Here is a 25,696-nt window from a genome sequence, read left to right as displayed (position 1 = left end):
ACAGATCTCCGCGACCGTGTTGCGCTCGTCCTGAGCGGGCGTCCGCAGCTGTTCAACCTGCTTTCATCCGGTCGTCCTCCGCTGAGCAGCGTTGCCTGACGTCCCGGCTGCCTCTCCGCCGTCCTGCGGTGGGCCGCCTATGACAACCGCAATCCGGGCTCGGCCCGGCAGCGACATGGGTCACGGGCCCCTGGCCGCTCCCTGACAGCCGGCACGCTGCTGCCGGGCGGGGAGCGGCAGCTCATGTCAACGCCTTCCAGGCCGGCCTACGCACGAAACCCCAGGTCACCGATGCTGGAGGAAAACTGGGGAGGCGGGTGGACACTCCGGTGCATCTGGGTGCAGCCGCGATCACGCCGACTTTCGGCGTCCACAGCGGTGATGGTCCGCTCACAAGTCCTGCCCCAGCTCCACTGAGGTGTTCTCAACGGTTTGGTCGCTCGGCGTTGGTCAGGATGAGTGCGGCGGCGACGACCGCACCGATCCGCTGCGGGCACAGCCGAATCCGGCGCAGTGCTTTCCACCGGTTCTTGAGCAGTGCGATGCCGCGCTCACCCTCGGCGCGCAGCCGGGTCAGCAGTCGGTTGCGGGTCGCGGTGCTGGGTGCCAGGTGGGCACCCTTGGCCGGCGTATGGATGCCGACGCCCGCGCCGTCATAGCCCTTGTCGGCCAGGGCGGGCAGGCCCAGCAGCGCGGCCGCGGCGTGCAGCGCACCGAGGAACCCGGTGGCCCGGGCGGCGGCGAGGTCGTGCATCGAGCCCGGCTCGACGGGGGAGACGGCCACCGGGAAACCGTCCGGGTCGCAGACGACCTGCACGTTGCCGCCGTGAGCGCGGTGCTTGCCGGAGTACCACAGGTCGTGACCGGACTCGGGGTTGGTGGTCCGGCAGCGGTCGGTGCGGATGAGCGTGCCGTCGAGGACGACGTGGCTCCAGCCGGCGGCACTTCCGGCCTCGAGCACTCGGTGCAGGTCGGGGGCTTGGTCGGCGAGCACGTCGATGCCCTCGTGCAGGTAGCGGTAGCCGGTGGCGACCGAGACGCCGGTGTCGCGGGCCAGGGTGGGCATGTCGGCGTCCTGGCGGAACCAGCGCAGCACCAAGATGGCCTGGTCGCGGGCGGAGGCGGCGCGGGCGCCTATGCCGGTGCCGCGGCGGCGGCGTTCGGCGATCAGCAGGTCGGTGAGCAGGACGGCGGTGGCCTCGGGCACGTCGAGCGTGGCAGAGTAAGTGATCACGTGGGGTCCGTGCGGATGAGGGTCGTTCTTGGTCGACGCCATCCTCTGCCGGACCCCACGCCCCTGTGCAGCGACGTCGTCGTCCAGCCACTGACCTGCTCATTCAGCGTTCAGCAAAGCTCTTCCGCGCAAATCGGTTGAGAAGACCTCACTGACAGACCCGTGAGCTACACCGTCATTCCCGGCGAGCGCTGACTCAATCGACGACGAGAGGCAGGACCATGGCCAGCATCTCGAGGTTGCCCAACGGCAAGTACCGGCCGCGATACCGGGACGAACACGGTAAGGAGCACGCCCGCCACTTCGACCGCAAGGTCGACGCCCAGCGCTGGCTCGACGAAGTCACCGCGGCCGTGGTCACCGGCACCTATGTCGACCCGGGCGCGGGCCGGCAGACCTTCACCGAGTACTACGCCGAGTGGTCGGCCCGCCAGGTGTGGGCGCCCGGTACCGAGACGGCGATGAGCCTGGCCGCCCGGTCCACGACCTTTGCCGATGTCCGGATGCGGTCGCTGCGCCGCTCGCACCTCGAGCACTGGGCCAAGAGCATGGTCTCTCGCGGCCTGGCGCCGGGCACCGTGCACACCCGGACCAACAACGTCCGGGCCGTCCTGCGCGGCGCCGTCGCCGACCGGGTCATCCCGCGCGACCCGAGCGAAGGTATCGCCCTCCCCCGCCGGCGCCGCCCGGCCGCCGCCATGACGCTGCCGACACCCGCCCAGGTCGGGGCGATCCTCGAGGCCGCCGACGGTCCTTCCGCGCCTTCGTCGGGCTGTGCGGCTTCGCCGGCCTGCGACTCGGCGAGGCGGCCGCCGTCCGCGTCGGCGACGTCGACTTCCTCCGCCGCACCCTTACCGGCGCGCGCCAAGTGCAGCGCGCCCCCGGCGGCGCGATCGAGCTGCGCGCACCGAAGTACGGCAGCGAGCGGCAGGTGTACCTGGCGCCGTCACTGGTCGACCTGCTCGCCCGGCACGTCGCCGCCCACTGTCCGCAGGGCAGCTGGCTCTTCACCGGGGACGCCGGCCAGCCGCCACACCAGAACACCGTCGGCCACCGCTGGCGGACGACGCTCGCCGCGGCCGATCTCAGCGGCGTGAAGCTGCACGACCTCCGGCACTTCTACGCCTCCGGGCTCATTGCCTCCGGCTGCGACGTCGTCACCGTCCAGCGGGCCCTCGGGCACGCCAGCGCCACCACGACGCTGAACACCTACAGCCATCTCTGGCCCACCGCGGAGGACCGCACCCGGCGGGCCGCCGAGGAGCTCTTCGCGGACAGTTGCGGACTGGGTGCGGACTCAGCCGCCCCAACAAGCCGCTGACCTGCATAAATGCCACCGGCTACACGTTGAAGCGAAACTCCACGACGTCGCCGTCCTGCATGACGTAGTCCTTGCCCTCGATGCGCACCCAGCCACGGGACTTCGCCTCGGCCATCGAACCGGCCTCCACGAGGTGGTCGTAGGAGACGACCTCGGCCTTGATGAAGCCGCGCTGGAAGTCGGTGTGGATGACGCCCGCGGCCTGCGGGGCGGTGGCGCCGACCGGGATGGTCCAGGCGCGCGCCTCCTTGGGGCCCGCCGTCAGGTAGGTCTGCAGCCCCAGCGTCCGGAAGCCGACCTTCGCCAGCTGGTCGAGGCCCGGCTCGCTCTGCCCGATCGACTCCAGCAGCTCCGCGGCCTCCTCGGCCGGCAGCTCGGCGAGCTCGGCCTCGGTCTTCGCGTCGAGCAGGATCGCCTCCGCCGGCGCCACGAGCTCCCGCAGCTCGGCGATCAGCGACTCGTTGGCCAGCTCGTCGGCGTCGACGTTGAAGACGTAGAGGAACGGCTTGGTCGTCAGCAGGGTCAGCTCGCGCAGCGGCGCGGGGTCCACCCCGGCGGCGAACAGCGTCTGACCTGTGTTCAGGACCTCTGCGGCGGACTGCGCGGCAGCCAGCAGCGCCGCGCGCTCCTTGTCCTTGCGCGACTCCTTCTCCAGCCGCGGGATCGCCTTCTCCAGCGTCTGCAGGTCGGCGAGGACCAGCTCGGTGTTGATCGTCTCGATGTCGTCGCGCGGCGAGACCTTGCCCTCCACGTGCACGACGTCGGGGTCGGAGAACACCCGGATCACCTGGCAGATCGCGTCGCTCTCGCGGATGTTGGCCAGGAACTTGTTGCCCAGCCCCTGCCCCTCGCTGGCCCCGCGCACGATGCCGGCGATGTCGACGAACGAGACCGTCGCCGGCACCACCTTCTGCGACGCGAACAGCTCGGCGAGCTTCCCCAGCCGCTCGTCCGGGACCCCGACGACGCCGACGTTCGGCTCGATCGTGGCGAAGGGGTAGTTGGCCGCCAGGACGTCGTTCTTGGTCAGCGCGTTGAACAGCGTCGACTTGCCGACGTTGGGCAGCCCGACGATCCCGATGGTGAGACTCACGGGAGACCAGCGTACGGGCCGCCGCCACGGTGCTCGGACGGCGAGGATGGCCGGATGGCCGCATGCCGCAGCCCGTCGACCTCGCCGCCGTCCTCGCCTCGATCGACCAGCCGTGGTCCCCGCGCACCGTCGCCGTCCTCAACGACTACGACGTCCGCGTCGTGCACACCCGCGGCGAGTTCACCCGCCACAGCCACCCCGAGACCGACGAGGTGTTCCTCGTCCTCGCCGGCTCGCTCACCCTCCGGATGGACGACGGCGACGTCACCCTCGGCCCGGGACAGCTGTACGTGGTCCCGAGGGGCACCCCGCACCAGCCGTACTCGCCCGAGGGCGCGCAGGTGCTGCTCGTCGAGCCGAGCGCCACGGTGAACACCGGCGACAACCCCGGCGAGCTCACCGCCGAGCGCCACGTCTTCGAGCAGTAGGGGTCAGGCCGCTGGGGCCAGCGGCGTCGGCACGAGGATCTCGGTGCCGTCGGGGCGCCAGGTGCGCCATCGACCGTCCGGTTGTCGTTCGACCCGGAACCCGTGGTGGACCTTGCCGTGGTGCCGTTCGCACAGCAGCGCCGAGTTCTCCAGTGACGTCTCGCCGCCGTCGGTCCAGTGGATCAGATGGTGGACGTCGCACCACCACGTCGGAGCACCGCAGCCGGCGAACACGCACGCCCGGTCCCGGAGCTCGACGGCACGGCGGAGGTACCGGCCGGCCAACCGCTGCTCGCGGCCGAGGTCGAGCGGTGCGCCGTCGGGACCGAAGACCACCCGGGACACCGCGCCGTCGCAGGCCAGCCAGCGGGCGCGGGCGGCGGAGATCGTGGCGCCGAAGCCCATCCGCCCGGCGCTGGGGGCACCAGCCGGATCCACCAGGTCCTCGAGGTCGATCACGACGGCGACCTGCGGCTTGTGCCCGCGCAGGGTCGGCAGCGATCCCGCGGCCAGGACGTTGTCGGCGAGTTGCACGAAGGCGTCTCCGAGACGCAGCGCTCGGGTGCGCTCGTCCCCGGCCGGGCGGTCGGCCTGCACGTGCGCCTCCAGCGCGGCCTGGACCCTCTCCCCGCCGACGGCGTCGAGGTGGAACCGGCCGGAGAGGGAGCCGTCCGCGTGCTGGGACAGGGTCAGCGACCGGCCCTCGGTGGGATCGGGTTCGGGCCCGTCGGGGTCGAGGTCGGCCAGGTAGTGCTGCACGACCCTCACCAGGTCGGCGTATCTCCCTTCGACCGCCACACCGGTGAAGACCGCGTCGATCACGGCCAGGTCCACCCCCTGCGCAGCGGCCGCCGCCAACCGCTCCGGCGTGACCGCCCGCGCCGCGACCGCCACCTGCTCCGCCGACACCAGCCCGGCGTCGTGGGCCTCGGCCAGCGCCGGCAGGTGCTCCAGCGTGCGGCCGTTGCGCACTAGCGCGGCGGCCTCGGCCGCCGACAGCCGGCAGTGCCCACTCAGCCACGAGGGCATCGACCGCAACCCGTCGCGCTCGGGCGCCTGGGACAGCTCTGCGGCGTGCACCCGTCGGGCGAGTAGGGCGTCGAGCCGGTTGCGCTCGGCGACCAGCGCGGCGACGTCGTCGAGCACGTCCCCGCCCAGCGAGCTCTTCGAACACATGTACGAAGACTATCGGCGATCACCCTGCCGCGCGACTTGAATCCGCAGGTCAGTGACTTGTCCACAGATCCCGCCACCCCCTTGCGGCGGCCGCCTCAGCCGCCTCCCGCAGTCCAGGCACGAGCACCAGGGACACGGCCAGCGACGCGGCCGCGAACACCGCGACCGCGGTCCCGGGCGTCGTGGCGTCCCCGAGCACGCCGGCCAGCACCGCGAGGACCCCCTGCCCGGTCATCCGGGCCGCCGACTCGAACCCGAGCACCTGCCCGCGCAGCCCGGCCGGCGTCAGCGCGACCAGCCACTCCTGCTGCGCCAGCGAGGCGGCGTACCCCGCCGACGCGACCGCCACCACGACGGCGGCCACCGGCACCGAGGGCCCGAGCGCGAACGCCAGGAACGGCGCGGCCAGCAGCACCCGCAGCGCGGTGTTCGACCGCCGCCGGGCCGCCGGCGTGAGGAACCGCCCGACCACCAGGTCGCCGGTCGTCATCCCGACCGCGCCGGCCGCCAGCAGCCAGCCGCCCCGTTCCCCGGCGTACGGCACGAACAGCGCCTCGCACCCGACCACCAGCCCGTTCGGTACGCACAGCGCGACCAGCAGCGTCCGGGTCTCCCGCCGCGACAGCAGCAGCCGGTTGCCGCGCAGCGTCCCGGCGAGCCCGGCCCGTCCGCGGCGGCGCGGCGGCCGCTCGGCCAATCCGGCCCGCAGTACCACCACGGCGAGGGCGGACACGGCCGCGGCCAGCAGGAACACCTGCGTCGTCGTCAGCACGGTGAGCAGCAGCCCGCCGGCGGCGAACCCGACCACCTGGCACGCGCCGACGGCGACGTCCATCGTGGAGCGGGCCAGCGGGAAGGCCTCGGCGGCCACCAGCTCCGACAGCAGCCCCCACCGCGCACCCGACCCGACCGAGACGACGAACGCGGTGCCGACGACGAGCAGCAGCCGCACCGCGGTCGGCAGGCCGGGCAGCGCCTGCAGGGCCAGTGCCAGCGTCGACGCCGTCCCGACGAGCACCAGGGTGCGCCGCGGCGGGCTCGCGTCCGCGGCCGACATGAGCGTCGTCGCCCCGAGGGCCTGGGCGGTGGAGGGGCCGAACGCCGCCACCGCCGTCAGCAGCGCCGAGCCGGTCTGCCGGTGCACGAGCGTGGCCAGCGCCAGGGACGACGTCGTCGAGGCCACCGTGGTGAGCGCGCTGCCGGTCCACAGCGCGCGGAAGGCGGGGAGCGCGAACAGCGCCCGGTAGGTGAGCACGCCAGGACCGTCCGCCACCCGGAGCCGGTGACCCACCGTTTCGCCTAGGCTCGAAAGGTGGGTGAGCTGATCGTCGACGCCGACGTCATGGCCCGCGCCCGCTTCGGGACCAGCCAGCTCACCGAGACGCTGGCCGGCCTGCGGCTGCTCACCGCGCCGCAGGTCCCGCCGTGGCACCGCCCCTGGCGGGACACCCACGTCGCGGCGCTGCGGGAACGCCTCGGCGCCGACCCCGTCGGCGCCGCCCTGCTGCGCGCCGCCTTCGGTCCGACCTGGACCGCGGACTTCCTCACCGTCCCGCCCGCGGCTCCCGACCTCGCGCTCGACGAGGAGCTCGCGCACCTGGAGTCCCTGGACGACGACGCCGTCCGCGCCGACCTGGAGGTGGCCACCGGGCCGGTTGCGCCCGAGCTGTCCGCCACCGGCCTGGCCCGCACCGCCGCCGACCTGCTGCGCTGGACCTGGGAGCAGACGATCCGCGACGAGTGGCCGCGCCGGCTGCGGGTGCTGCGCGCCGACGTCGTCGCGCGGACCGCCCGGCTGGCCCGCGAGGGCTGGTCGGGCGCACTCGACGGCATCGCACCCGGGGTCCGCTGGCTCGCGCACGGCCGGCTACAGGTCAACGCGCACCCGTACCCGCCGCGCGACGTCCGGGGCCGCGACCTGCTGTTCATCGCCGCGCACAGCCGCGGCAGCTGGGTGAGCTGGCGGCTGCCGGACACCTACGCCCTCGTCTACCCGGTCACCGGCGCACTCGCGTCGGGTCCCGCGCCCCTGCCCGAGCCGCTGGTCCGCCTGCTCGGCCGGAGCCGCGCCCGCGTCCTCGCCGCGCTCGACGCCCCGCGCAGCACCAGCGCGCTCGTCGCCGGCACCGGCCTGCCGCTGGGCAGCGTCGGCGGCCACCTGCGGGTGCTGCTCGACGCCGGCCTGCTGGAGCGGCGCCGGTCGGGACGCGAGGTGCTCTACTGGCGCAGCGACGCCGGCCAGGCCCTCCTCGACGCCGGGGACCGGCCCGCCTGAGCGGGCGCTCCGCGACCCCTGGTGGCCCGCTCCGGCGGCCGACACAGTGGCCGCCGGAGCACCCCGACGTCGGGAGGTCCCGTGTCCCGGTTGATCAACCCCCGAGCGCTCGTGCAGCTGCTGCGCGCGGGCGACCTGCGCGCCCGGTGGCGGGCCACGCAGGACGGGCAGGCCGCCCTCCGCCTGCAGGTCGTCGCCGCTGCCCTCGGCACCGGCGTGCTCGACGCCCTCGCCCGGGCGCCGGCGGGCACCGCCGAGCTGGCCCGTCGCACCGGTGCCACCGACACCGACCTGCTCGAGGCCTTCCTGCGGGTGACGGCGGCCGTCGGGCTCGTCGCCGGGGACGGCGACCGGTGGCGGCTGGACCGTGCCGGCCGCGCCGTCGTCGGCGACGACCTCGTGCGGGCCTCCTACGAGGGCTTCGGCGGGTTCCACACCGACCTCTACCGCGGGCTGCGCCCGGTGCTCGCCGGCGAGTGGCGGCGGCGCGACCTCGCCGAGCAGGGCGAGGTCATCGCCCGGATGGCCGCCGGGTTCGACGCCTTCGTGCACGACCTGCTCGTGCGGACGGTCACCCGCCGCCCTCCGCGCCGGGTGCTCGACGTCGGGTGCGGCGCCGGGCTGCAGCTCGCCGGGGTGCTCGAGGCGGCGCCCGGCGCCACCGGCGTCGGGGTGGACGTCGACGCCGGCGCCGCCGCCCTGGCCAGGCGGACCCTGCGGGAGCGCGGGCTGGCCGGCCGGGCGAGCGTCGAGGAGGTCGACGTCCGGACCGCGCTCGGCGGGGAGCCGGGAGGTGCCCTCGCCGAGCCGTTCGACCTCGCCCTGCTCGCCAACGTCGTCTACTACCTGCCGCCTCCCGAGCGGGTGCCCCTGCTGCGCGCGGTGGCCGGCCTGCTCACCCCCGGCGGCACCCTGCTCGTGGTCACCACCGCCGCCGTGCCGCAGCTGTTCAGCCGCCACCTGGACCTGCTGCTCCGCGCGCAGGAGGGCGACCTGCAGCTCCCCGACGCCGGCTCGCTGGTCCGCCAGCTGACCGAGGCCGGGCTCCACCCGGAGCAGCCGCGCACGCTCGTCCCGGGAGCGCCCCTCATCGCGGTGGCCGCGACCCGGTGAGGGACGTCAGCGGGCGCCGGGGCCGGGGAGCAGGCCGCGCTCGACGGCGACCATCACCGCGCGGGTCCGGTCGTCGACGCCGAGCTTGGCGAACACCCGCAGCAGGTGGGTCTTCACCGTGGCCTCGCCGATGAACAGCTCCCGGCCGATCTCGGCGTTGGTCAGCCCACGCGCCACCCCGGCCAGCACCTCCAGCTCCCGAGTGGTCGGCTCCTCGACCGCCGGCGCCCGCATCCGCGACACCAGCCGCGCGGCCACCGGCGGCGCGAGCACCGTCTCCCCGCGGGCGGCGGCGCGGACGGCGTCGGCGAGCTGCGGCAGCGGGGCGTCCTTGAGCAGGTAGCCGGTGGCCCCCGCCGCGACCGCCCGCACGATGTCGGCGTCGGTGTCGTAGGTGGTCAGCACCAGCACCCGGACGCCGGGGTGCGACCCCGCGAGCCGCTCGATCGCGGTGACGCCGTCCATCCGCGGCATCCGCAGGTCCATGAGGACGACGTCCGGCTCCAGCGACGCCACGAGGGCCAGCGCCTCCAGCCCGTCGGCGGCCTCCCCGACGACGTCGAGGTCGGGCTGGGCCGCCAGCCAGCCCACCAGCCCGCCGCGCACCACGGGGTGGTCGTCGACCACCAGCACGCGCGTGCTCACGAGCCCGGCACCCGCACCGTCACGCGCGTTCCCGAGCCCGGCGCCGAGGCGACGTCGACCTCGCCACCCACCTGGGCCACCCGCCCACGCAGCCCCGCCAGGCCCGAGACGGGGACCGCGGCCGGGTCGAACCCGACGCCGTCGTCCTCCACGTGCACCGACACCTGCGAGCCCACCCGCGACAGCCGCAGCACCACCGCCGTGGCGCCCGCGTGCCGGCGGACGTTGGTCAGCGCCTCCTGCGCCCCGCGCAGCAGGACCACCTCCTCGTCGCGCCGCAGGCCCGGGGCGGCGTCGAGCGCTCCGGTGTCCACCCGCACCTCCAGCCCCGTCTCGCGGGCGAACCGCCCGGCCAGCTGCCGCAGCGCCTCCACCAGTGTCGACCCGTCGAGGGCCACCGGCCGGAACGCCGCCACCACGGCCCGCGCCTCGGCGAGGTTGTCGCGGGCCACCTCCTCGATCACCGCCAGCTTCTCCCGCGCGGCAGCGGGGTCGGGGACGAGCAGCGCCGACGCCGTCTGCGCCAGCACCACGATCGACGTGTAGCCCTGCGCCAGCGTGTCGTGCACCTCCCCCGCCAGCCGCTCGCGCTCGGCCAGCACCCCGCGCTCCCGCTCGGCCGCGGCCAGCTCCGACCGGGTCGCCTCCAGCTGGGCGATCAGCGATGCCCGCTGGGCGCTCTCCCGCAGCACCCGGCTGATCCAGACGCCGAGCGCCAGGCTGAAGGTGATGCCGATGCCCGTCTCGAGCAGCACGTCGCCGGGTTCGCGGGACGAGGCGGCGCCCAGCACCGGGCCCGCGGCGCTGGCCAGGCCGAGCAGCAGCGTCCAGGAGATGCCGGTGAGCGTTCCCTGCACGACGAACCACACGTGCGGGTAGGCGAGGAAGAGCAGGAACAGCAGGCCCGGCGCCAGCCAGCCGAGCAGCGCGAACGCGGTGACCAGCACCAGCAGGTAGGGCACGGCCCGCCGTGGGGCGCCCGCCCGGATGGCCGGGACACCGAGGACGGCGTAGGCGAGCGCGAGTCCGGCCAGGACGAGCAGCGCCGGCAGCCGCCGGTCGTCGTCCACCTGGTCCCCGACCACCGCGGAGACCACCGCGAGACCCCACACGGCGGCGGAGACCACGTGCATCCCGACGACGGTCGTCCGCCACCCGCGCTCGGGCAGCGGCTCGCCGCCGTCGTCCGCGGGCGGGACGACGGCGGCGAGCAGCCGGTGCCGGAAGCTCATGCCGCCCGGCGCCAGCGGAACGCCCGGGCGCACACCACGACTCCGATGACCACCCATGCGGCGAGCACGAGGGCAGTGGTCCCGTGCTCCCAGGAGCCGGCCGGTTCCACCGCGGCCGCGGCGTCGGGCAGGAAGACCGAGCGCATCCCCTGCACCAGCCACTTGAGCGGGAAGACGGCGGCCACCTCCTGCATCCACGGCGGCAGCTCGGAGAAGACGAAGAAGACGCCGGAGAAGAACTGCAGCACGATCGCGAACGCGGCGATCCCGTTGCCCACCGAGCGGCTGCTGCCGACCGAGGCGACCGCGATGCCCAGCACCGTGCCGGCCAGCGCGCCGCCGAGCACCACCCAGGCGAAGGTCAGCCAGCGGCCGGCGTCGGTGGGCAGGGACACGTCGTAGGCCAGCGCGGCCACGGTGAGCAGCACCGCGAGCTGCAGCACCGTCGTCACCAGGACCTGGCCGGCCTTGCCGAGGAAGTAGCCCACCGGCGGGGTGCCGAGGGTCTGCAGGCGGGCCAGGTCACCCCGGTCGCGCTCCTCGGCGATCGCCGTCCCGACCGCCTGGAAGCTGGTCAGCATGATGCCGGTGGCGGCGATCCCGGCGAGGAAGTACTGCGCGAACGGCACCCCGCCCGGCCGGTCCTCGCCGGCGAACACCGACGCGAAGACCACCAGCATCACGATCGGGTAGGCGAAGGAGAACACCACCTGCGCCGGGCCGCGGACGTACAGCCGCAGCTCCAGCGCGGTGCGGGCCAGGCCGATGGCGGCGGCCGACGGCGGTGCGGGGCGGCCAGCGGCCGGGACGGCGGTCATCGGGAGGCCTCCTCGGGAGCGGCGCCGACCAGCCGGAGGTAGACGTCCTCCAGGCCGGGGCGGGTGACGGTCAGGCCGGGCACCTCGCCGGCCGGGTGCGCGGCGAGCAGGTCGCGCAGCACGGCGGCCGGCTCGGCGGTGACCACCTGGCGCGGGGCGCCGTCCTCGGTCCAGCGGACGGTGGCCGCCCGGCGCAGCTCGGCCCCGAGCTCGTCCGGCGGCGCGACGTCGACCAGCCGCCCCTCGGCCAGGACGCCGACCCGGTCGGCCAGCGCCGCGGCCTCGTCGAGGTAGTGGGTGGTCAGGACGACGGTGGTACCGCCGGCCCGCAGCCCGCGGACCAGCCCCCAGAACTGCCGGCGGGCGACCGGGTCCATGCCGGTGGTCGGTTCGTCGAGGAACAGCAGCTCCGGCCGGCCCTGGACGCCGAGGGCCACCTCCAGCCGGCGGCGCTGCCCACCCGACAGCCGCGCCACCCGCGTGCCGGCGGCCCCGGCGAGCCCGACCGCGGTCAGCAGCTCGCCGGTCGGCCGCGCGAGCGCGTGGTAGTGCGCGAAGTGGTCGAGGGTCTCCCGGACGGTGAGCGCGGTGCCGGCCCCGGTGCTCTGGCCGACCACGCCGACGCGGTCGCGCCAGGCCCGCCCGGCCCGGCCGGGGTCCTCCCCGAGGACGGCGACCTCGCCGCCGTCGCGCCGGCGGACACCCTCCAGGACCTCCACCGTGGTCGTCTTGCCCGCGCCGTTGGGCCCGAGCAGGGCGAAGACCTCACCTCGCCGGACGTCGAGGTCGATGCCGTCGACGACGGTCCGGGCCCCGTACCGCTTGACCAGCCCGCGCACGCGGACCGCCGTCTCCTCGTCCCGCGCCCGGGCCACGGGGGCCGGCGCCGTCTGGGTCGCTGTCACGGGACGAGCCTGGCGCGGCGCGGCGGCGCGCGGTACGGCCGTTCCGTGGGTCCGCCGTCCACCGGTCGGTGGACGGGGTCGGCGGAGCCTCAGCCGGCGGCGCCGAGGACCGGGCGGCCGGCCAGCGCGCCGACCACCTCGACCGCGGCGTCCCACCAGCGCGCGTAGTGGTCGGGGTCGGCGTTGCGCTGGGTGCGGTGCGCGGCGAGGGTCGGCGGCAGCGACCGCCAGTCGGGCACCTCCTGCAGCGCCAGGAAGAAGTTCGTCGCGCTGGTGGTGGGGTCCATCCGGTCGGCGTAGGAGCCCCAGGCGCCGTTGGCCCGCTGCTGGAACAACCCCCGCGAGTCCGGCCCGGCGGCGTCGCCGCGGTCGAGGACCCGCAGCGAGGACTCCCCCATCGCGGTCATCACGCCGATCACCTGGGCGCAGGTGTCCAGGCCCAGCGCCTCCGCGGCGTTGACGATCGCCGCGGCGTTGGCCAGCTGCTCGGCGCCGTACCCGGCGACCGGCCCCTCCGGCACGGTGGCCGGGTCGATCCGCACCCCCGGCTCCGCCGCGGCGCACTCCGCCGACCGCGGCGCCTCGGCGCCCTGGCGCACGACCAGCAGCGCGCCGAGCGCGGCCAGGACGACGAGGGCCGCGACCAGTGCCGTCCGCCCCCGGCCAGGGGCAGCGAGCCGCTGCCCGCCGGTCGTCGCCACCCCAGGTCAACGGACGACGGCCCGGCGGCGTCCCCCGGACTACTGGACCGGCGCGTCCGGCGAGGGCAGCTGCACGCGGCGCTGCTCGTCGACCGAGGAGACGCCGTCGACCGCCAGCAGGGCCGGGCGGGCCGCGGCGGGCGCCCGACCGGTGATGACGCCCACCGTGCCGAGGACCCGCTCGACCTGCATGCCGGTGTCGCGCAGCGCCTGCGCGACCGTCTCGACCTCGGCCAGGTGCCGGTCGTCGACGGTCACGCTGAACGGCGTCAGCGAGGAACCCACGGCCGGAGGCTAGTCCCTCCGGTGCCGTCCCGGGGCTCCGCGGCCGGGCGCGGGGGCCCGGGCCGGCCTCAGCCCGCCCCGCCGGCGCCCTCCTGGGGGGCCAGCACCAGCCCGCTGCCGACGTCGACCGACGGCTCGGTCAGCCGGCGGCTGGCCTGGGTCAGCGTGGCCCACAGCTCGTACCCGCGCCGTCCGGTGGCCTCGGCCCAGAGCGCGGCCAGCCCGGCGACGTGCGGCGTGGCCATGCTCGTGCCGCTGATCGTGTTGTAGCGGGTGGGCATCGGCCAGGTCGACAGCACGTCGACGCCGGGACCGGCCACGTCCACCTCCCCGCCCGCCGCCGGGAGGCTGCGGGCGGAGAACCAGGCGGTCACCAGCCGCTGGTCCAGGGCGCCCACGGCGAGGATCTCCACGCTGTTGGCCGGCGCTCCGACGAAGCCGAAGTCCCCGTTCTCCCGGTCGGCGTTGTTGCCGGCCGCGGCGATGATCAACGAGCCCTGCTGCAGCGCCCGCCGCCCGGCGGCGGAGTAGGGCGGGTGGGCCTCGGCCACGTCGGCGCCCAGCGACATCGACAGCACGGCGCAGCCGTTGGCGACCGCCCAGTCGATGCCGGCCAGGATGCCGCCGTCCTCCCCGCTGCCCTCGTCGCTGAGCACCTTGCCGATGAAGACCTCCGCCTCCGACGCGATGCCGTAGCGCGGCCCGGCCGGGGGCACGCGGGGCCCGCACGCGGTGCCGGTGCAGTGGGTGCCGTGCCCGTGGCCGTCCTGCGCGCTGGTCACCCCCTCGACGAAGGACTCCGAGGTGACCGCGCGGCCGGCGAAGTCGGGGTGTGCGAGGTCCAGGCCCGTGTCGAGCACGGCGACCCGGACCCCCCGGCCGGTGAAGGGCGACGTCATGGCCTGCACCGCCTGGATCCCCCAGGTGGCGGCCGCGGTGTCCTCCAACGGCGGCGGCGCCGGGGTCTGCTCACCGCCGCCTCCCCCGGCGCCGACCAGACGGCCGGCGAGGTCGGTGACGCCGTCCCGGTAGCCCTCGACGTAGGACCCGACGTCCGCGGGCAGCACGTGGTGGACCAGTTCCGGGGAGACCGACAGCACCGGCCGCCGGTCCGCGGACGCCGCCTGCAGCGCGGTCACCTGGTCGGGAGCGGCGGAGACGACGGCGATGCCCAGCCGGGCGAAGACCGTGGCGCCGGCCCCGCGGAGGGCCTGCGCCGAGACCTGCCCGGAGGTGAAGTCGCGCGAGTCGGCGACGTCGGAGATCCCCGCCGCCGACCAGTCCACCGGCTCGTCGTCCCGGGTGTCGGCGAAGACGACCACCTGCCGCCCGGTGGTCTGCACACCCGGGCGCCTGCTCCGGCCGGTACCAGCTCCTGGATCGATCACTGTTCCCCCTCCTCGACGGGCGGGGGCGTGCGAGCGGGTGGTGACCCGCGGTCCCCCGGGCCGCCGGGGCGGGCGCCCGGCGGTGCAGGCAGTCTGCGGTGCGGGGGTGACAGCCCGCGACCCCAGCGGGTCGCACGGCGGCGTCCGGAAACCGCCAGTCAGGGGCCGCGCGCGCTGTCATGCTCGGTCACGTGGCCGAGCATGCGAGGACGCGCGAAGACACGGCACCGCCGCGCACGATCCCGACGAGCGCCAGCGAGGAGGGATCGTGACCGCCTCCCTCGACGCCGAGCGCTGCTACCGCGCCGTCGCCAGCCGGGACGCCCGCTTCGACGGCTGGTTCGTCACCGCCGTCCGCACCACGGGCATCTACTGCCGGCCCTCGTGCCCGGCCCGCACCCCCGCCGCCGGCAACGTCTGCTTCTTCGGCACCGCCGCCGGCGCCCAGGCCGCGGGCTTCCGGGCCTGCCGCCGCTGCCGCCCCGACGCCGTCCCCGGATCGCCGGAGTGGGACGTGCGCGCCGACGTCGTCGCCCGCGCCATGCGGCTGATCGCCGACGGCGAGGTCGAGCGCACCGGCGTCCCCGGCCTGGCCGCGCGGCTGGGCTACTCCGAGCGGCAGGTGCACCGGCTGCTGGTCGGCGAGCTCGGCGTCGGCCCGCTCGCCGTCGCCCGGGCCCAGCGCGCCCAGACCGCGCGGGTGCTCGTTGAGACCACCGACCTGCCGATGGCCGACGTCGCCTTCGCCGCCGGGTTCGCCAGCGTGCGGCAGTTCAACGACACCGTGCGCGAGGTGTTCGCCTGCACGCCGTCGGAGCTGCGCCGCCGCCGGCCGGGCGGCGACGGCGGGACGCCGGGCTGGCTGACCCTGCGGCTGGCCGCCCGCGCCCCGTTCGACGCGGCCGAGGTGCTGCACTTCCTCGGCGCGCACGCCGTCCCCGGCCTGGAGGAGTGGGACGGGACGACGTTCTCCCGCGTCCTCGACCTGCCCGCCGGCCCCGGCGTCGTCCGCCTCTCCCCCGCGCCCGACGGCGGCCCGTCCGTGACCGCCCGGCTGCTGCTCACCGACCTGCGCGACCTGCGCGCCGCCGTCCCCCGCTGCCGGCGGCTGCTCGACCTCGACGCCGACCCGCTCGCCGTCGACGAGGTGCTCGGGTCCGATCCGGCGCTGGCCTCGCTGGTCGCCGGGGCGCCCGGCCGCCGGGTGCCCGCCTCGCCCGACGCCCCGGAGGCCGCCGCGCGGGCGGTGCTCGGGCAGCAGGTGTCGGTGGCCGGCGCCCGCACGCTCACCGCCCGCGTCGTCGCGCTGGCCGGGACGCCGCTGCCCGAGCCGGTCGGCACGCTCACCTCCGCCTTCCCCCGGCCCGAGGCGCTGGCCGCCGCGGACCTCTCCACCGTCGGCCTCACCGGCGCCCGCCGCCGCACGCTCACCGGGCTGGCCGCCGCGCTCGCCGAGGGCCGGGTCGCGCTCGACCCGGGCTGCGACCGCGAGGAGGCCGCGTGCGGCCTGCTCGCCCTGCCGGGCATCGGCCCGTGGACGGCGTCGCTCGTGGCCATGCGCGGCCTGGGCGACCCCGACGTGTGGCTGCCCGGCGACCTCGCGCTGCGCCGCGCCCTCGCCGCGCTGGGCAGCTCCGACGCCGACGCCGCCACCCGCTGGCGGCCGTGGCGCTCGTACGCCGCCGTGCACCTCTGGGCGCTCGCCGCGCCCACACTGTTCACCCGCTCCCCCGCCGCCGATCGGAGTGCGTCATGACCCCACCCGCCGCCCGCTTCGCCACCGTCGGGACACCGCCGGGTCCCTTCACCGTCGTCGTCACCGACCGGCCCGGCGGCGGCGACGTCGTCCTCGCCGCCGGCTGGACCGGTGACGTCGCCGACCTGCTGCCCGTCGTACACCGCTCGCTGCGGCCCACCTGGGTCGAGCAGGCCGAGCACCTGCCGGTCCTCGACGCCGTCGAGGCGTTCGTCGCCGGCGACGTCACCGCCATCGACGACGTCCCGGTGCGGCAGCGCTCCGGGCCGTTCCTCGAGGACGCCTGGGAGGTGCTGCGGACCGTGCCGGCCGGCGCGCCGGACACCTACGCCGCGTTCGCCGCCCGCTGCGGGCGGCCCTCCGCGGTGCGCGCCGCCGCCAACGCCTGCGCCCGCAACGCCGCGGCGCTGTTCGTCCCCTGCCACCGGGTGCTCGGCTCCGACGGCGGTCTCGGTGGCTTCCGCTGGGGCACGCCGGTCAAGCGCTGGCTGCTCGACCACGAGGCGGCACACGCCTCCACTCCCGTCGAGGCCCCCGTCCCCGTCGAGGCATAGCGAGAGGACCCCGTCCTCCCCACACTCGCGAGCTCGCGGCGGGCCCTGGACGGGGCCGCCTCCCGGGGTGTGTCGGTCCGCTGAGGCACCCTGCTGTCCGTGGACGCCGCCTCCCTCCTGCTCGGCCTGCTGCTCGGGGTGCTGCTGGGCGTGGCCGTGACGCTCGGCGTCGTCGCGCTGCTGGCCCGCCGGCGGCCGGCCGAGTCCGGGCTCGACCCGCTGCACGAGTCGCTGGACCACCTGCACCGGCTGCTCGCCGGCATGGAGCAGGCCCGGGCCGTCGCGCACGGGGAGCTGCGCGAGCAGATGGGCACGGTCGGCCAGACCAGCGCGCAGCTGCGCCAAGAGACCGCCGCGCTGGTGACCGCGCTGCGCACCCCGCACGTGCGCGGCCGCTGGGGCGAGGTGCAACTGCGCCGGGTGGTCGAGGTCGCCGGCCTCCTCGAGCACTGCGACTTCGTCGAGCAGCCGTCCTCCACCAACGACGAGGGCGCCGGGGTGCGGCCCGACCTCGTCGTCACCCTCTCCGACGGCCGGCAGGTCGTCGTCGACGCGAAGGTGCCGTTCACCGGATACATCGAGGCGGTGCAGGCCCCCGACGAGACGGTCAAGGCGCAGCGGGTCGCCGCCCACGCCCGGCAGCTGCGCGCGCACGTCGACGCGCTGGCCGCCCGCCGCTACCCCACCGCCTTCCGCCCCGCGGCGCCGTTCACGGTGCTGTTCGTGCCCTCCGACGGGTTCCTCACCACCGCGCTGGAGGCCGAGCCCGGCCTGCTGGAGTACGGCTTCGGCCGCGACGTCGTCATCGCCACGCCGAGCACCCTGCTGGCCCTGCTGCGCACGGTGGCGCACTCGTGGCGGCAGGAGCGGCTGGCCCGCGACGCCGACCAGGTCATCGAGGTCGGCCGCCGCCTGCACGCCCGCCTGACCACCCTGTCGGGCCACCTGACCCGGCTCGGGTCGGCGCTGGGCTCGACGCTGACCCGCTACAACGAGACGGTCGGCTCCTACGAGCGCTCGGTGCTCGCCGCCGCCCGCCGCTTCGACGACCTCGGCGTCGGCGAGACGCCGGTGCCCACGCCGGCGCCGGTGGAGGCGGTGGTGCGGGCGCTGCGGCCCGTCGACGACGACGCGGTCGGCGTCGACGCCGTGGTGCCGATCGACCGGCCACCCCTGCCCGACCGGGCGCTCCCGCCGAACCGGGACCTCCGCCCCGGCCACGACCTCCGGCCGGACCGCGACCCCCCACCGGACCGCGACCTCCAGCCGCAGCCGGACCTCGCCGACGACGCCGGCCCGGGCCTGCGCTGGCGGACCGGCGGGACCGCGGACGTCTGACCGGAGCGCCCGTCCCGCCGGGCACGCCCGTCACACCACTCCCGTCCCTCACAGAGAGTTGCCAAATCGAGACGGAGACGTGTCAGGGCCCGACACCGTGAACCGGTCCCGGACGGAGCCGGTCGTCGCTACGGTGAGCACCGACAGCGGCCCGTGACGGGCCGGCCGGCGAGGACGGGGAGGTGCGCCATGGCCTCGGCGAGCACAGCCGACACCTGGCGGGACAGCGGAGTGCGCCCGGAGCGCTCCTACGCCCGCCCCCAGGTCCCGCGTCCCGACGCGACCGGTCCGGACCGCTCGATGCGCATGTCCCGCCCCCCGGTGCCGCCGCCGGCGCCGCGCGGGCGTCCCGCGGGCCCCGAGCGCGGTGCCGGCCACGGCTCCGGCCGTGGCGCCGGCCGTCCGGTCGGTGACGCCCGGTTCCCCGCCCGCTCCGGGCAGCGCGCCGCCCACCCGCCGGCCGAACGCTCCGACGACGGCCGCCGCGGCAGCCGGGCGTCCGGCCGTGCCGCCGAGCGGTCCAGCAGCCGGGTCGCACCGGCCGAGGACGTGTCCGGCAGCCGGTTGCGCGGCACTCTGGCGGTGCTCGGCGTCTTCGTGATCACCCTGGCCGGCGGCGCCGTCGACTCCTTCTTCGGCGTCGGCCTCGGCACGCTCACCCTCGTCACGCTGGTCGCGGCCACCGCCGTGGCCACGCTGCTGGTCCGCAGGCGCGACCTGCTCACCGTCGTCGTCTCACCGCCGCTGGTCTTCGTCGCGGTCGCGGCGGTCAACGTGGGCCTCGCGCCGTCGGCCAGCCTCAGCCTGCCGACGATCGCCACCGTCCTCATCCGCGGCTTCCCCACCATGGCCGTCGCCACGGTCGTCGCCCTCGTGGTGGCCGTCGTCCGTCTCGCCGCCCGGCGCTGAGGGAGGACCTGCCCCAGCAGCAGGAGCAGAAGGCCCCCTCCCGGCCGGGAGGGGGCCTTCCTGCGTGCGCCCGGGTCAGCCGGCGGCGCCGCCCCGCTTGGGGCGCAGCTCGTGCGGGAGGGCGAAGACCAGCCGCTCCTCGGCGGCCTTGACCGTCTCGACGTCGGGGTAGCCGCGCTCGGCCAGCCAGTCGAGCACCTCACCGACGAGCACCTCGGGCACCGACGCGCCGCTGGTGACGCCGACGGTCTGCACCCCCTCGAGCCAGGACGGGTCGATCTCGGTGGCGTCGTCGACCAGGTGCGCGTCGCGGGCGCCGGCCTCGAGGGCCACCTCGACCAGCCGCACTGAGTTCGACGAGTTGGTCGAGCCCACGACGACCACCAGGTCGCACTCCGCGGCCATCTGCTTGACGGCCTGCTGGCGGTTCTGGGTGGCGTAGCAGATGTCGTCGCTGGGCGGCGACTGCAGGCCGGGGAACCGGGTCCGCAGCTGGTCGACCGTGGTCAGCGTCTCGTCGACCGACAGCGTCGTCTGCGACAGCCACACGACCTTCTCGGGGTCGCGCACCTGCACGGACGCCACGTCGTCGGGACCGTCGACGAGCTGGATGTGCGACGGCGCCTCGCCGGAGGTGCCCTCGACCTCCTCGTGGCCGCGGTGGCCGATCAGCAGGATGTCGTAGTCGTCGCGGGCGAAGCGCTTGGCCTCCTGGTGCACCTTGGTCACCAGCGGGCAGGTGGCGTCGATCGTCCGCAGCTGCCGCGCCGCGGCCTCCTGGTGCACGGCCGGTGAGACGCCGTGCGCGCTGAACACGACGACCGAGCCCTCGGGCACCTCGTCGGTCTCGTCGACGAAGACCGCGCCGCGCCGCTCGAGGGTGGCGACGACGTGCTTGTTGTGGACGATCTGCTTGCGGACGTAGACCGGTGCTCCGTGGATCTCCAACGCCCGCTCGACGGCCACCACCGCCCGGTCGACGCCGGCGCAGTACCCCCGGGGATCGGCCAGCAGGACCCGTCCGCGCTGATCAGCCATGCACCCATCGTATGTGGCGCGCCGTCGGCTGCCGGGGCCGCGAGGAGACCCTCGACACGCCGTGCCGCATCTTCCCCGCTCGACCGGGTGGCCGTGCGATCGGCCACGATGCCGTTCCGGGCGGCCTGCGGCAGGCTGGGGTCCATGTCGCGTGAGATCCCCGAGCCGATCCGCGCCAGCGTCGGGCTGGCCGCCACCGTCCTCGACGACGTCCGCAGCCTCCCCCGGACGCTGCCGGGTCTCCCGGTGCGCCTCGTCGGCATCGCGCTGCAGGCGGCGATGAAGCTGCAGCAGCAGTGGTCGGGTCTGGTGGCCCGCGGCGACGAGGTGCTCACCGGGCTGCGCGGTGACCGCGAGCCCGGCATGGCGACCTTCGACGACGACGAGCAGGACGCCGGTGGCAGCGCGCTGGTGGCCGAGCCGATCGACGTCCTGCGCGCCTCGGCCTTCGACCGCGCGCCCGACATCGACACCACCGACGGCGCGATCACCGACGACGAGGTCGCGGCCCTCCCCGACGACCCGGCCGCCGACGCCGTCGTCGCCGCCGTCGAGGACACCGCCGCGGCACTCGACGACACCGACGCCCACATCGGGAACACCGAGGTCGTGCTCACCGAGGTCGACGTCATGGAGATCGACATCGACACCGACGCGGCCGGCCTGGTCGACGACGAGGCCGCCGGGCTGCCGCCGGACCCCGCCCCGGCCGCGGTCGTCGCCGCGATCGAGGACATCACCGACCAGGTCCAGGGCGCCGAGGAGGTCGAGTCGGCACTCGGCGCGGCCGACACCGCGCTGACCCCCGAGGACGCCCTCGAGAGCGCGCTGCTGGAGGCCGAGGGCACCGACACCGCGCCCGCCGCCAGCGACCCGGGCGGCTCCCCCGTCGGTGAGCTCGCCGGTGCGCCCGACGTGGGCAGCGACGACGCGACGACGCCCGACGCCGCCGACTCCGGCACGCCGGACACCGAGATCGGCACCGCCGACGCCGCCGCCGGGGACGCCGCCACCGAGGTCGACGTCGTCACCTCCGACGGCGCGGTCGCCACGGTCGAGGGCACGGTCACCGACGAGGGCGTCGCCGCTCCCGAGGACGTCCTGCCCGACACCGAGATCGGCCAGGCCGTCGCCGGCGCGCTCACCGAGGACGCCCAGTCCGGTGCGGCCGGGGACGCCGCCACCGAGGTCGACATCGTCACCTCCGACGGCGCGGTCGCCACGGTCGAGGGCACGGTCACCGACGAGGGCGTCGCCGCCCCGGAGGACGTCCTGCCCGACACCGAGATCGGCCAGGCCGTCGCCGGCGCGCTCACCGAGGACGCCCAGTCCGGTGCGGCCGGGGACGCCGCCACCGAGGTCGACATCGTCACCTCCGACGGCGCGGTCGCCACGGTCGAGGGCACGGTCACCGACGAGGGCGTCGCCGCCCCGGAGGGCACCGAGGGCACTGCGGGCGGCGCCACCGAGGACGGCAGCGCGCCGACCCAGGGCACCGACACCGGACAGGGCAGCGACGTCGTCACCGACGAGCACGCCCGCGTCGACGAGGACCTGGGCGCTGAGCCGGACCCGGACAGCGCCGGCACGGGCGGCGCGGCGACCGACCTCGCCACGACCGCCGGGCCCCAGGGCACCACCACCGACGAGAGCAGCGACGTCGTCACCGACGAGCACGCCCGCGTCGACGAGGAGCTGGGCGCCGGACCGGGCCCGGACGAGGCCGGCGACACGGCCGGCGACACCACGACCGGCGACACCGCGGTCGAGGCCACCGACGAGGGCGGGACGCCGGTCGCCGCGGCCACCGGCGGGCCCACCGATGCCGCGGGCAGCGACGAACCGTCCGGCTCCCAGGCCGCGGCCACGGCACCCATCGAGGGCTACGACTCGTTCACCATCGCCCAGCTGCGCGGCCGGCTGCGCGGCTACCAGCTCGCCACGGTGCAGGACCTGCTCTCCTACGAGGAGGCCACCGGCAACCGGCCGCAGTTCGTGACGATGCTGCGCAACCGGCTGGAGAAGCTCGAGCAGCAGGCCGTCGAGGCCAGCCCGCTGCAGCCCCGGGGGCAGTAGCCCGGCGCAGCGGCGGCGTCCAGCGGCCCGGGTCCCGTCAGGGCCCGGGCCGCTGCCGTCGGTGGCCCCTGGCACGCTCGGGGCATGACCGCCCCGTCCTCCCCCGACGCGCCCTGGCCGGTGCGCACGGTGGCCCGCAAGGTCGCCGAGTGGATCGGCCGGCTCGGCGAGGTCTGGGTCGAGGGGCAGGTCGCCCAGCTGAACCGGCGCAGCGGCGCGGCGACGGTCTTCCTCACCCTGCGCGACCCGGCCGCCGACCTCTCGGTGCCGGTCACCTGCGCCCGCGACGTCGCCGACCGGCCGGGCCTGGAGCTCACCGAGGGCGCCCGCGTGATCGTGCGGGCCCGGCCCGACTACTACGTCGCCCGCGGCTCCTTCTCGCTGCGCGCCACCGAGATCCGCGCCGTCGGGCTCGGCGAGCTGCTGGCCCGCATCGAGCGGATCCGCCGCCTGCTGGCCGCCGAGGGGCTCTTCGACGCCACCCGCAAGCGCCCGCTGCCCTTCGCTCCGGCCGTCGTCGGCCTGGTCACCGGCAAGGACTCCGCCGCCGAGCGCGACGTGCTGGTCACCGCCCGCCGGCGCTGGCCGGCGGTCCGCTTCGCCGTCCACCACAGCCTGGTGCAGGGGGTGAACGCCGCCGCGTCGGTCATCGACGGGCTGCAGCGCCTCGACCGTGACCCGGAGGTCGAGGTGATCGTCGTCGCCCGCGGCGGCGGCTCGGTCGAGGACCTGCTGCCCTTCTCCGACGAGGGACTCGTGCGCGCGATCGCCGCCTGCCGCACGCCGGTGGTCACCGCCGTCGGCCACGAGACCGACACCACGCTGGTCGACCACGTCGCCGACGTGCGCGCCGCCACCCCCACCGACGCCGCGCACCGGGTGGTGCCCGAGATCGGCGAGCAGCGGCGGCTGGTCGACGGGCTGCGCGCCCGCGCCCGGCACGTCCTCACCATGCGGCTCGACCAGCAGGACCGCTGGCTGGAGGGCGTGCGCAGCCGGCCGGTGCTCGCCGACCCCCAGCGGCTGCTGCACGGCCGGGCCGACGACGTCGCCGCGCTGCGCGACCGGGCCCGGCGCACGCTCACCCACCGGGTCGAGAGCGCCGAGCGCGACCTCGAGCACGCCCGCGCCCGGGTCTCGGCCCTCTCCCCCCAGGCCACGCTGGAGCGCGGCTACGCCCTCGTGCAGCGGGCCGACGGCGCGCTGGTCCGCGACCCGGCGGAGGTCGGCGACGACGAGCGGCTGTCGGTGCGCGTGTCCGGCGGGCGGCTGCCGGTGCGCGTCGACGGGGGTGCGGGCGCCGCCGACCCGGCCGACCCCCGCGGGCAGGATGGGCAGCCGTGAGCACGCCCGAGCCGACGCCCGAGTCGACGTCCGAGTCGACGTCCGAGGCCCAGCCGACGCAGACCTACGAGCAGGCGCGCGAGGAGCTGGCCGAGGTGGTGCGCCGGCTCGAGGCCGGCGGCCTGACCCTCGAGGAGTCACTCGGGCTGTGGGAGCGCGGCGAGGCGCTGGCGGAGCTGTGCCAGCACTGGCTCGACCGCGCCCGCGAGCGCCTGGCCGCGGCCGCCCCGGGGGACCAGCCGGGCTGAGCTCAGCCGACCGCGACCGGCGCCACGGCGCCGGCCACGGTCTCCAGCTCGTCGTCGTCGGCCGACCCGGTGACCAGCAGGGTGACCCCGCCGTCCTCCCGGGACAGGACCGTCTCACCGCGCGTGCTGGTCGCGCGGGTCCACTCCTCCCCCGCCAGCTGCACGCTGCCGTCGGCCTCGGCCCCGTCGAGCACCGCGGTGAGCGCGTCGGCTCCCGGGTCGTCGCTGACGACGTAGCCGGCGTACTGCGTCGACGGCGTCACGTAACCGATCTCGAGCGTGACCGGGGCGCCCTCGACGGCGTCCCCGGCGTCGGTGCGCGCGCTGGTCGGCCGGTAGCCGTCGGGCAGCCCCGCGGGCACCTGCACCGTGTAGCTCGCGCGCGCGGCGGCCAGCTGCACGGTGCTGGTGGGGTCGATCGGGCGGACCGGGTCCGCGCCGCTCTGCCGGAACGCGATCCAGCCGACGACCAGCAGGCAGATGACCACCAGCGGCAGCAGCGACCGGATCATGTTGGCCGCGCTCATCCGGTTGGCCCGCTCGACCGCGGACGTCGGGGGCGGCGGCTGCTCGTCGGCCGGCTGCTGCACCTGCTCGCTCGGCGGACCGGGAGTGCTCATACCCCTAGGATCGCAGCACCGCTCCCCCACCCCGCCGCGCCGGCGCCGGGGGCCGACCAGGAGGTCCCGTGACCCTTCCCGTCCCCGACGGCCCGCTGACGGCGAGCACGCACACCAGCAGCAGCTTCCGCGCCGACCGCCCCGCGCCCGACCGCAACCTCGCCCTGGAGCTGGTCCGGGTCACCGAGGCCGGGGCGATGGCCGCCGGCCGCTGGGTGGGCCGGGGCGACAAGAACGGCGGCGACGGTGCGGCGGTCGACGCCATGCGCGCCCTCATCGGCACGGTGAGCATGCGGGGCGTCGTCGTCATCGGCGAGGGCGAGAAGGACCAGGCGCCGATGCTGTTCAACGGCGAGCAGGTCGGCGACGGCAACGGCCCGGAGTGCGACGTCGCCGTCGACCCGGTCGACGGCACGACGCTGATGGCCAAGGGCATGCCCAACGCGATCGCGGTCATGGCGGTGGCCGACCGCGGCGCCATGTACGACCCGTCGGCCGTGTTCTACATGGAGAAGATCGCCACCGGGCCGGCCGCCGCCGACGTCGTCGACATCACCGCGCCGGTCGCGGAGAACATCCGCCGGGTGGCCAAGGCCAAGCGCGGCCGGGTCGACGACGTCACGGTGTGCATCCTCGACCGGCCGCGGCACGAGCAGCTCGTGCACGAGGTCCGCGAGGCCGGTGCGCGGATCAAGTTCATCACCGACGGCGACGTCGCCGGCGCGATCGCCGCCGCCCGCGAGGGCACCGGCGTCGACCTGCTCATGGGCATCGGCGGCACCCCGGAGGGGATCATCGCCGCCTGCGCGCTCAAGTGCCTGGGCGGTGCGCTGCAGGGCCGGCTGTGGCCCAAGGACGACGAGGAGCGGCAGAAGGCCCTCGACGCCGGCCACGACCTCGACCGGGTCCTGCAGATCGACGACCTCGTCCGCGGCGACGTCTTCTTCGTGGCCACCGGCATCACCGACGGCGAGCTGCTGCGCGGCGTGCAGTACCGCGCCGGCGGCTGCACCACCCAGTCGCTGGTCATGCGCTCGCGCTCGGGCACCATCCGCTCGATCGACAGCCTGCACTCGCTGGAGAAGCTGCGCGCCTACTCCGCGGTGCCCTTCGACCGCTCCGACCCCGACGCCGACGCCGAGGGCTGAGCCACCTCGACGCCGGTGTCAGGAGGCGGCCGGACCCCGGGCCGCGCACCG

General features: G+C 76.0%; 25 protein-coding genes. 12 read left to right on the top strand and 13 right to left on the bottom strand.

Features of this window, described 5'->3' with window-relative positions:
- Positions 1-424: 424 nt before the first annotated feature.
- The gene (locus tag ACU616_RS12765; RefSeq protein ID WP_446758835.1) at positions 425-1,234 is read right to left on the bottom strand and encodes an IS5 family transposase; all 810 of its coding nucleotides are present in this window, start codon (positions 1,232-1,234) and stop codon (positions 425-427) included.
- A 418-nt stretch (positions 1,235-1,652) separates the two neighbouring features.
- Here ACU616_RS12765 and ACU616_RS12760 point away from each other — a divergent pair, with 418 nt between their 5' ends.
- The gene (locus ACU616_RS12760) at positions 1,653-2,555 is read left to right on the top strand and encodes a tyrosine-type recombinase/integrase (RefSeq protein ID WP_446758834.1); all 903 of its coding nucleotides are present in this window, start codon (positions 1,653-1,655) and stop codon (positions 2,553-2,555) included.
- Positions 2,556-2,574: 19 nt separating this feature from the next.
- On the opposite strand, the gene ychF is transcribed toward ACU616_RS12760, so the two are convergent.
- Positions 2,575-3,648: a redox-regulated ATPase YchF gene (gene ychF / locus ACU616_RS12755; RefSeq protein ID WP_446758833.1), complete on the bottom strand. Its 1,074-nt coding sequence runs from the start codon at positions 3,646-3,648 to the stop codon at positions 2,575-2,577.
- Between the two features lie 62 nt (positions 3,649-3,710).
- On the opposite strand from ychF, the gene ACU616_RS12750 reads away from it, so the two are divergent.
- Positions 3,711-4,076: a cupin domain-containing protein gene (locus ACU616_RS12750; protein ID WP_446758832.1), complete on the top strand. Its 366-nt coding sequence runs from the start codon at positions 3,711-3,713 to the stop codon at positions 4,074-4,076.
- 3 nt (positions 4,077-4,079) lie between these two features.
- Here ACU616_RS12750 and ACU616_RS12745 read toward each other — a convergent pair whose 3' ends face one another.
- Both ACU616_RS12745 and ACU616_RS12740 read right to left on the bottom strand, forming a co-directional pair.
- Positions 4,080-5,252, bottom strand: a complete 1,173-nt coding sequence (locus ACU616_RS12745; protein WP_446758831.1) for a DUF222 domain-containing protein — start codon at positions 5,250-5,252, stop codon at positions 4,080-4,082.
- 49 nt (positions 5,253-5,301) lie between these two features.
- Entirely contained in the window at positions 5,302-6,507 is a 1,206-nt protein-coding gene (locus tag ACU616_RS12740) for a hypothetical protein (protein WP_446758830.1), read from the bottom strand.
- Between the two features lie 57 nt (positions 6,508-6,564).
- Between ACU616_RS12740 and ACU616_RS12735 the strand changes: the two genes are divergently transcribed.
- Positions 6,565-7,527: a helix-turn-helix domain-containing protein gene (locus tag ACU616_RS12735; RefSeq protein WP_446758829.1), complete on the top strand. Its 963-nt coding sequence runs from the start codon at positions 6,565-6,567 to the stop codon at positions 7,525-7,527.
- A gap of 81 nt (positions 7,528-7,608) precedes the next feature.
- Positions 7,609-8,640, top strand: coding sequence for an SAM-dependent methyltransferase (locus tag ACU616_RS12730; RefSeq protein ID WP_446758828.1), 1,032 nt, complete (start codon positions 7,609-7,611; stop codon positions 8,638-8,640).
- Positions 8,641-8,646: 6 nt separating this feature from the next.
- Here the strand turns inward: ACU616_RS12730 and ACU616_RS12725 are convergent, their stop codons facing one another.
- From ACU616_RS12725 to ACU616_RS12695, 7 genes are all read right to left on the bottom strand, one after another.
- The gene (locus ACU616_RS12725) at positions 8,647-9,285 is read right to left on the bottom strand and encodes a response regulator (RefSeq protein ID WP_446758827.1); all 639 of its coding nucleotides are present in this window, start codon (positions 9,283-9,285) and stop codon (positions 8,647-8,649) included.
- Entirely contained in the window at positions 9,282-10,517 is a 1,236-nt protein-coding gene (locus ACU616_RS12720) for a sensor histidine kinase (RefSeq protein WP_446758826.1), read from the bottom strand. Before ACU616_RS12720 ends, ACU616_RS12725 begins: the two co-directional genes overlap by 4 nt.
- Positions 10,514-11,335, bottom strand: a complete 822-nt coding sequence (locus tag ACU616_RS12715) for an ABC transporter permease (RefSeq protein ID WP_446758825.1) — start codon at positions 11,333-11,335, stop codon at positions 10,514-10,516. Before ACU616_RS12715 ends, ACU616_RS12720 begins: the two co-directional genes overlap by 4 nt.
- Positions 11,332-12,240, bottom strand: coding sequence for an ABC transporter ATP-binding protein (locus ACU616_RS12710; RefSeq protein ID WP_446758824.1), 909 nt, complete (start codon positions 12,238-12,240; stop codon positions 11,332-11,334). Before ACU616_RS12710 ends, ACU616_RS12715 begins: the two co-directional genes overlap by 4 nt.
- A gap of 89 nt (positions 12,241-12,329) precedes the next feature.
- Complete coding sequence (locus ACU616_RS12705; protein ID WP_446758823.1) at positions 12,330-12,941, bottom strand: hypothetical protein; 612 nt, start codon at positions 12,939-12,941, stop codon at positions 12,330-12,332.
- 39 nt (positions 12,942-12,980) lie between these two features.
- The gene (locus ACU616_RS12700) at positions 12,981-13,226 is read right to left on the bottom strand and encodes a hypothetical protein (protein ID WP_446758822.1); all 246 of its coding nucleotides are present in this window, start codon (positions 13,224-13,226) and stop codon (positions 12,981-12,983) included.
- Between the two features lie 68 nt (positions 13,227-13,294).
- A complete protein-coding gene (locus tag ACU616_RS12695) occupies positions 13,295-14,569 on the bottom strand; it encodes a S8 family serine peptidase (protein ID WP_446758821.1) in 1,275 nt (424 codons plus the stop codon).
- 313 nt (positions 14,570-14,882) lie between these two features.
- Here ACU616_RS12695 and ACU616_RS12690 point away from each other — a divergent pair, with 313 nt between their 5' ends.
- The 4 genes from ACU616_RS12690 to ACU616_RS12675 all read left to right on the top strand — a co-directional run bounded on the left by ACU616_RS12690 (position 14,883) and on the right by ACU616_RS12675 (position 19,171).
- Positions 14,883-16,370, top strand: coding sequence for an AlkA N-terminal domain-containing protein (locus ACU616_RS12690; RefSeq protein ID WP_446758820.1), 1,488 nt, complete (start codon positions 14,883-14,885; stop codon positions 16,368-16,370).
- Positions 16,367-16,924, top strand: a complete 558-nt coding sequence (locus ACU616_RS12685; RefSeq protein ID WP_446758819.1) for a methylated-DNA--[protein]-cysteine S-methyltransferase — start codon at positions 16,367-16,369, stop codon at positions 16,922-16,924. The genes ACU616_RS12690 and ACU616_RS12685 overlap by 4 nt, the downstream gene beginning before the upstream one ends.
- A 99-nt stretch (positions 16,925-17,023) precedes the next feature.
- The gene (locus ACU616_RS12680) at positions 17,024-18,262 is read left to right on the top strand and encodes a DNA recombination protein RmuC (protein ID WP_446758818.1); all 1,239 of its coding nucleotides are present in this window, start codon (positions 17,024-17,026) and stop codon (positions 18,260-18,262) included.
- A 189-nt stretch (positions 18,263-18,451) separates the two neighbouring features.
- Positions 18,452-19,171 carry a DUF6542 domain-containing protein gene (locus ACU616_RS12675; protein ID WP_446758817.1) on the top strand — a complete coding sequence of 240 codons (720 nt, stop codon included), beginning with the start codon at positions 18,452-18,454 and terminating at the stop codon, positions 19,169-19,171.
- A 75-nt stretch (positions 19,172-19,246) separates the two neighbouring features.
- On the opposite strand, the gene ACU616_RS12670 is transcribed toward ACU616_RS12675, so the two are convergent.
- Positions 19,247-20,209: a 4-hydroxy-3-methylbut-2-enyl diphosphate reductase gene (locus tag ACU616_RS12670; RefSeq protein WP_446758816.1), complete on the bottom strand. Its 963-nt coding sequence runs from the start codon at positions 20,207-20,209 to the stop codon at positions 19,247-19,249.
- Between the two features lie 144 nt (positions 20,210-20,353).
- Between ACU616_RS12670 and ACU616_RS12665 the strand changes: the two genes are divergently transcribed.
- From ACU616_RS12665 to ACU616_RS12655, 3 genes are all read left to right on the top strand, one after another.
- On the top strand, positions 20,354-22,285 hold the full coding sequence (locus ACU616_RS12665) for a hypothetical protein (protein ID WP_446758815.1): 1,932 nt from the start codon (positions 20,354-20,356) through the stop codon (positions 22,283-22,285).
- Between the two features lie 84 nt (positions 22,286-22,369).
- Positions 22,370-23,629, top strand: a complete 1,260-nt coding sequence (xseA, locus tag ACU616_RS12660) for an exodeoxyribonuclease VII large subunit (protein WP_446758814.1) — start codon at positions 22,370-22,372, stop codon at positions 23,627-23,629.
- Positions 23,626-23,877 carry an exodeoxyribonuclease VII small subunit gene (locus ACU616_RS12655; RefSeq protein ID WP_446758813.1) on the top strand — a complete coding sequence of 84 codons (252 nt, stop codon included), beginning with the start codon at positions 23,626-23,628 and terminating at the stop codon, positions 23,875-23,877. Before xseA ends, ACU616_RS12655 begins: the two co-directional genes overlap by 4 nt.
- 2 nt (positions 23,878-23,879) lie before the next feature.
- On the opposite strand, the gene ACU616_RS12650 is transcribed toward ACU616_RS12655, so the two are convergent.
- A complete protein-coding gene (locus ACU616_RS12650; protein ID WP_446758812.1) occupies positions 23,880-24,497 on the bottom strand; it encodes a DUF4245 domain-containing protein in 618 nt (205 codons plus the stop codon).
- A gap of 68 nt (positions 24,498-24,565) precedes the next feature.
- Here ACU616_RS12650 and glpX point away from each other — a divergent pair, with 68 nt between their 5' ends.
- Positions 24,566-25,645, top strand: coding sequence for a class II fructose-bisphosphatase (gene glpX / locus ACU616_RS12645; RefSeq protein ID WP_446758811.1), 1,080 nt, complete (start codon positions 24,566-24,568; stop codon positions 25,643-25,645).
- Positions 25,646-25,696 lie beyond the last annotated feature (51 nt).

Source organism: Geodermatophilus sp. URMC 62, from assembly GCF_052931475.1.
Note: the sequence above shows the minus strand (reverse complement) of the source record. Positions and strands in the feature narration are given on the sequence as shown.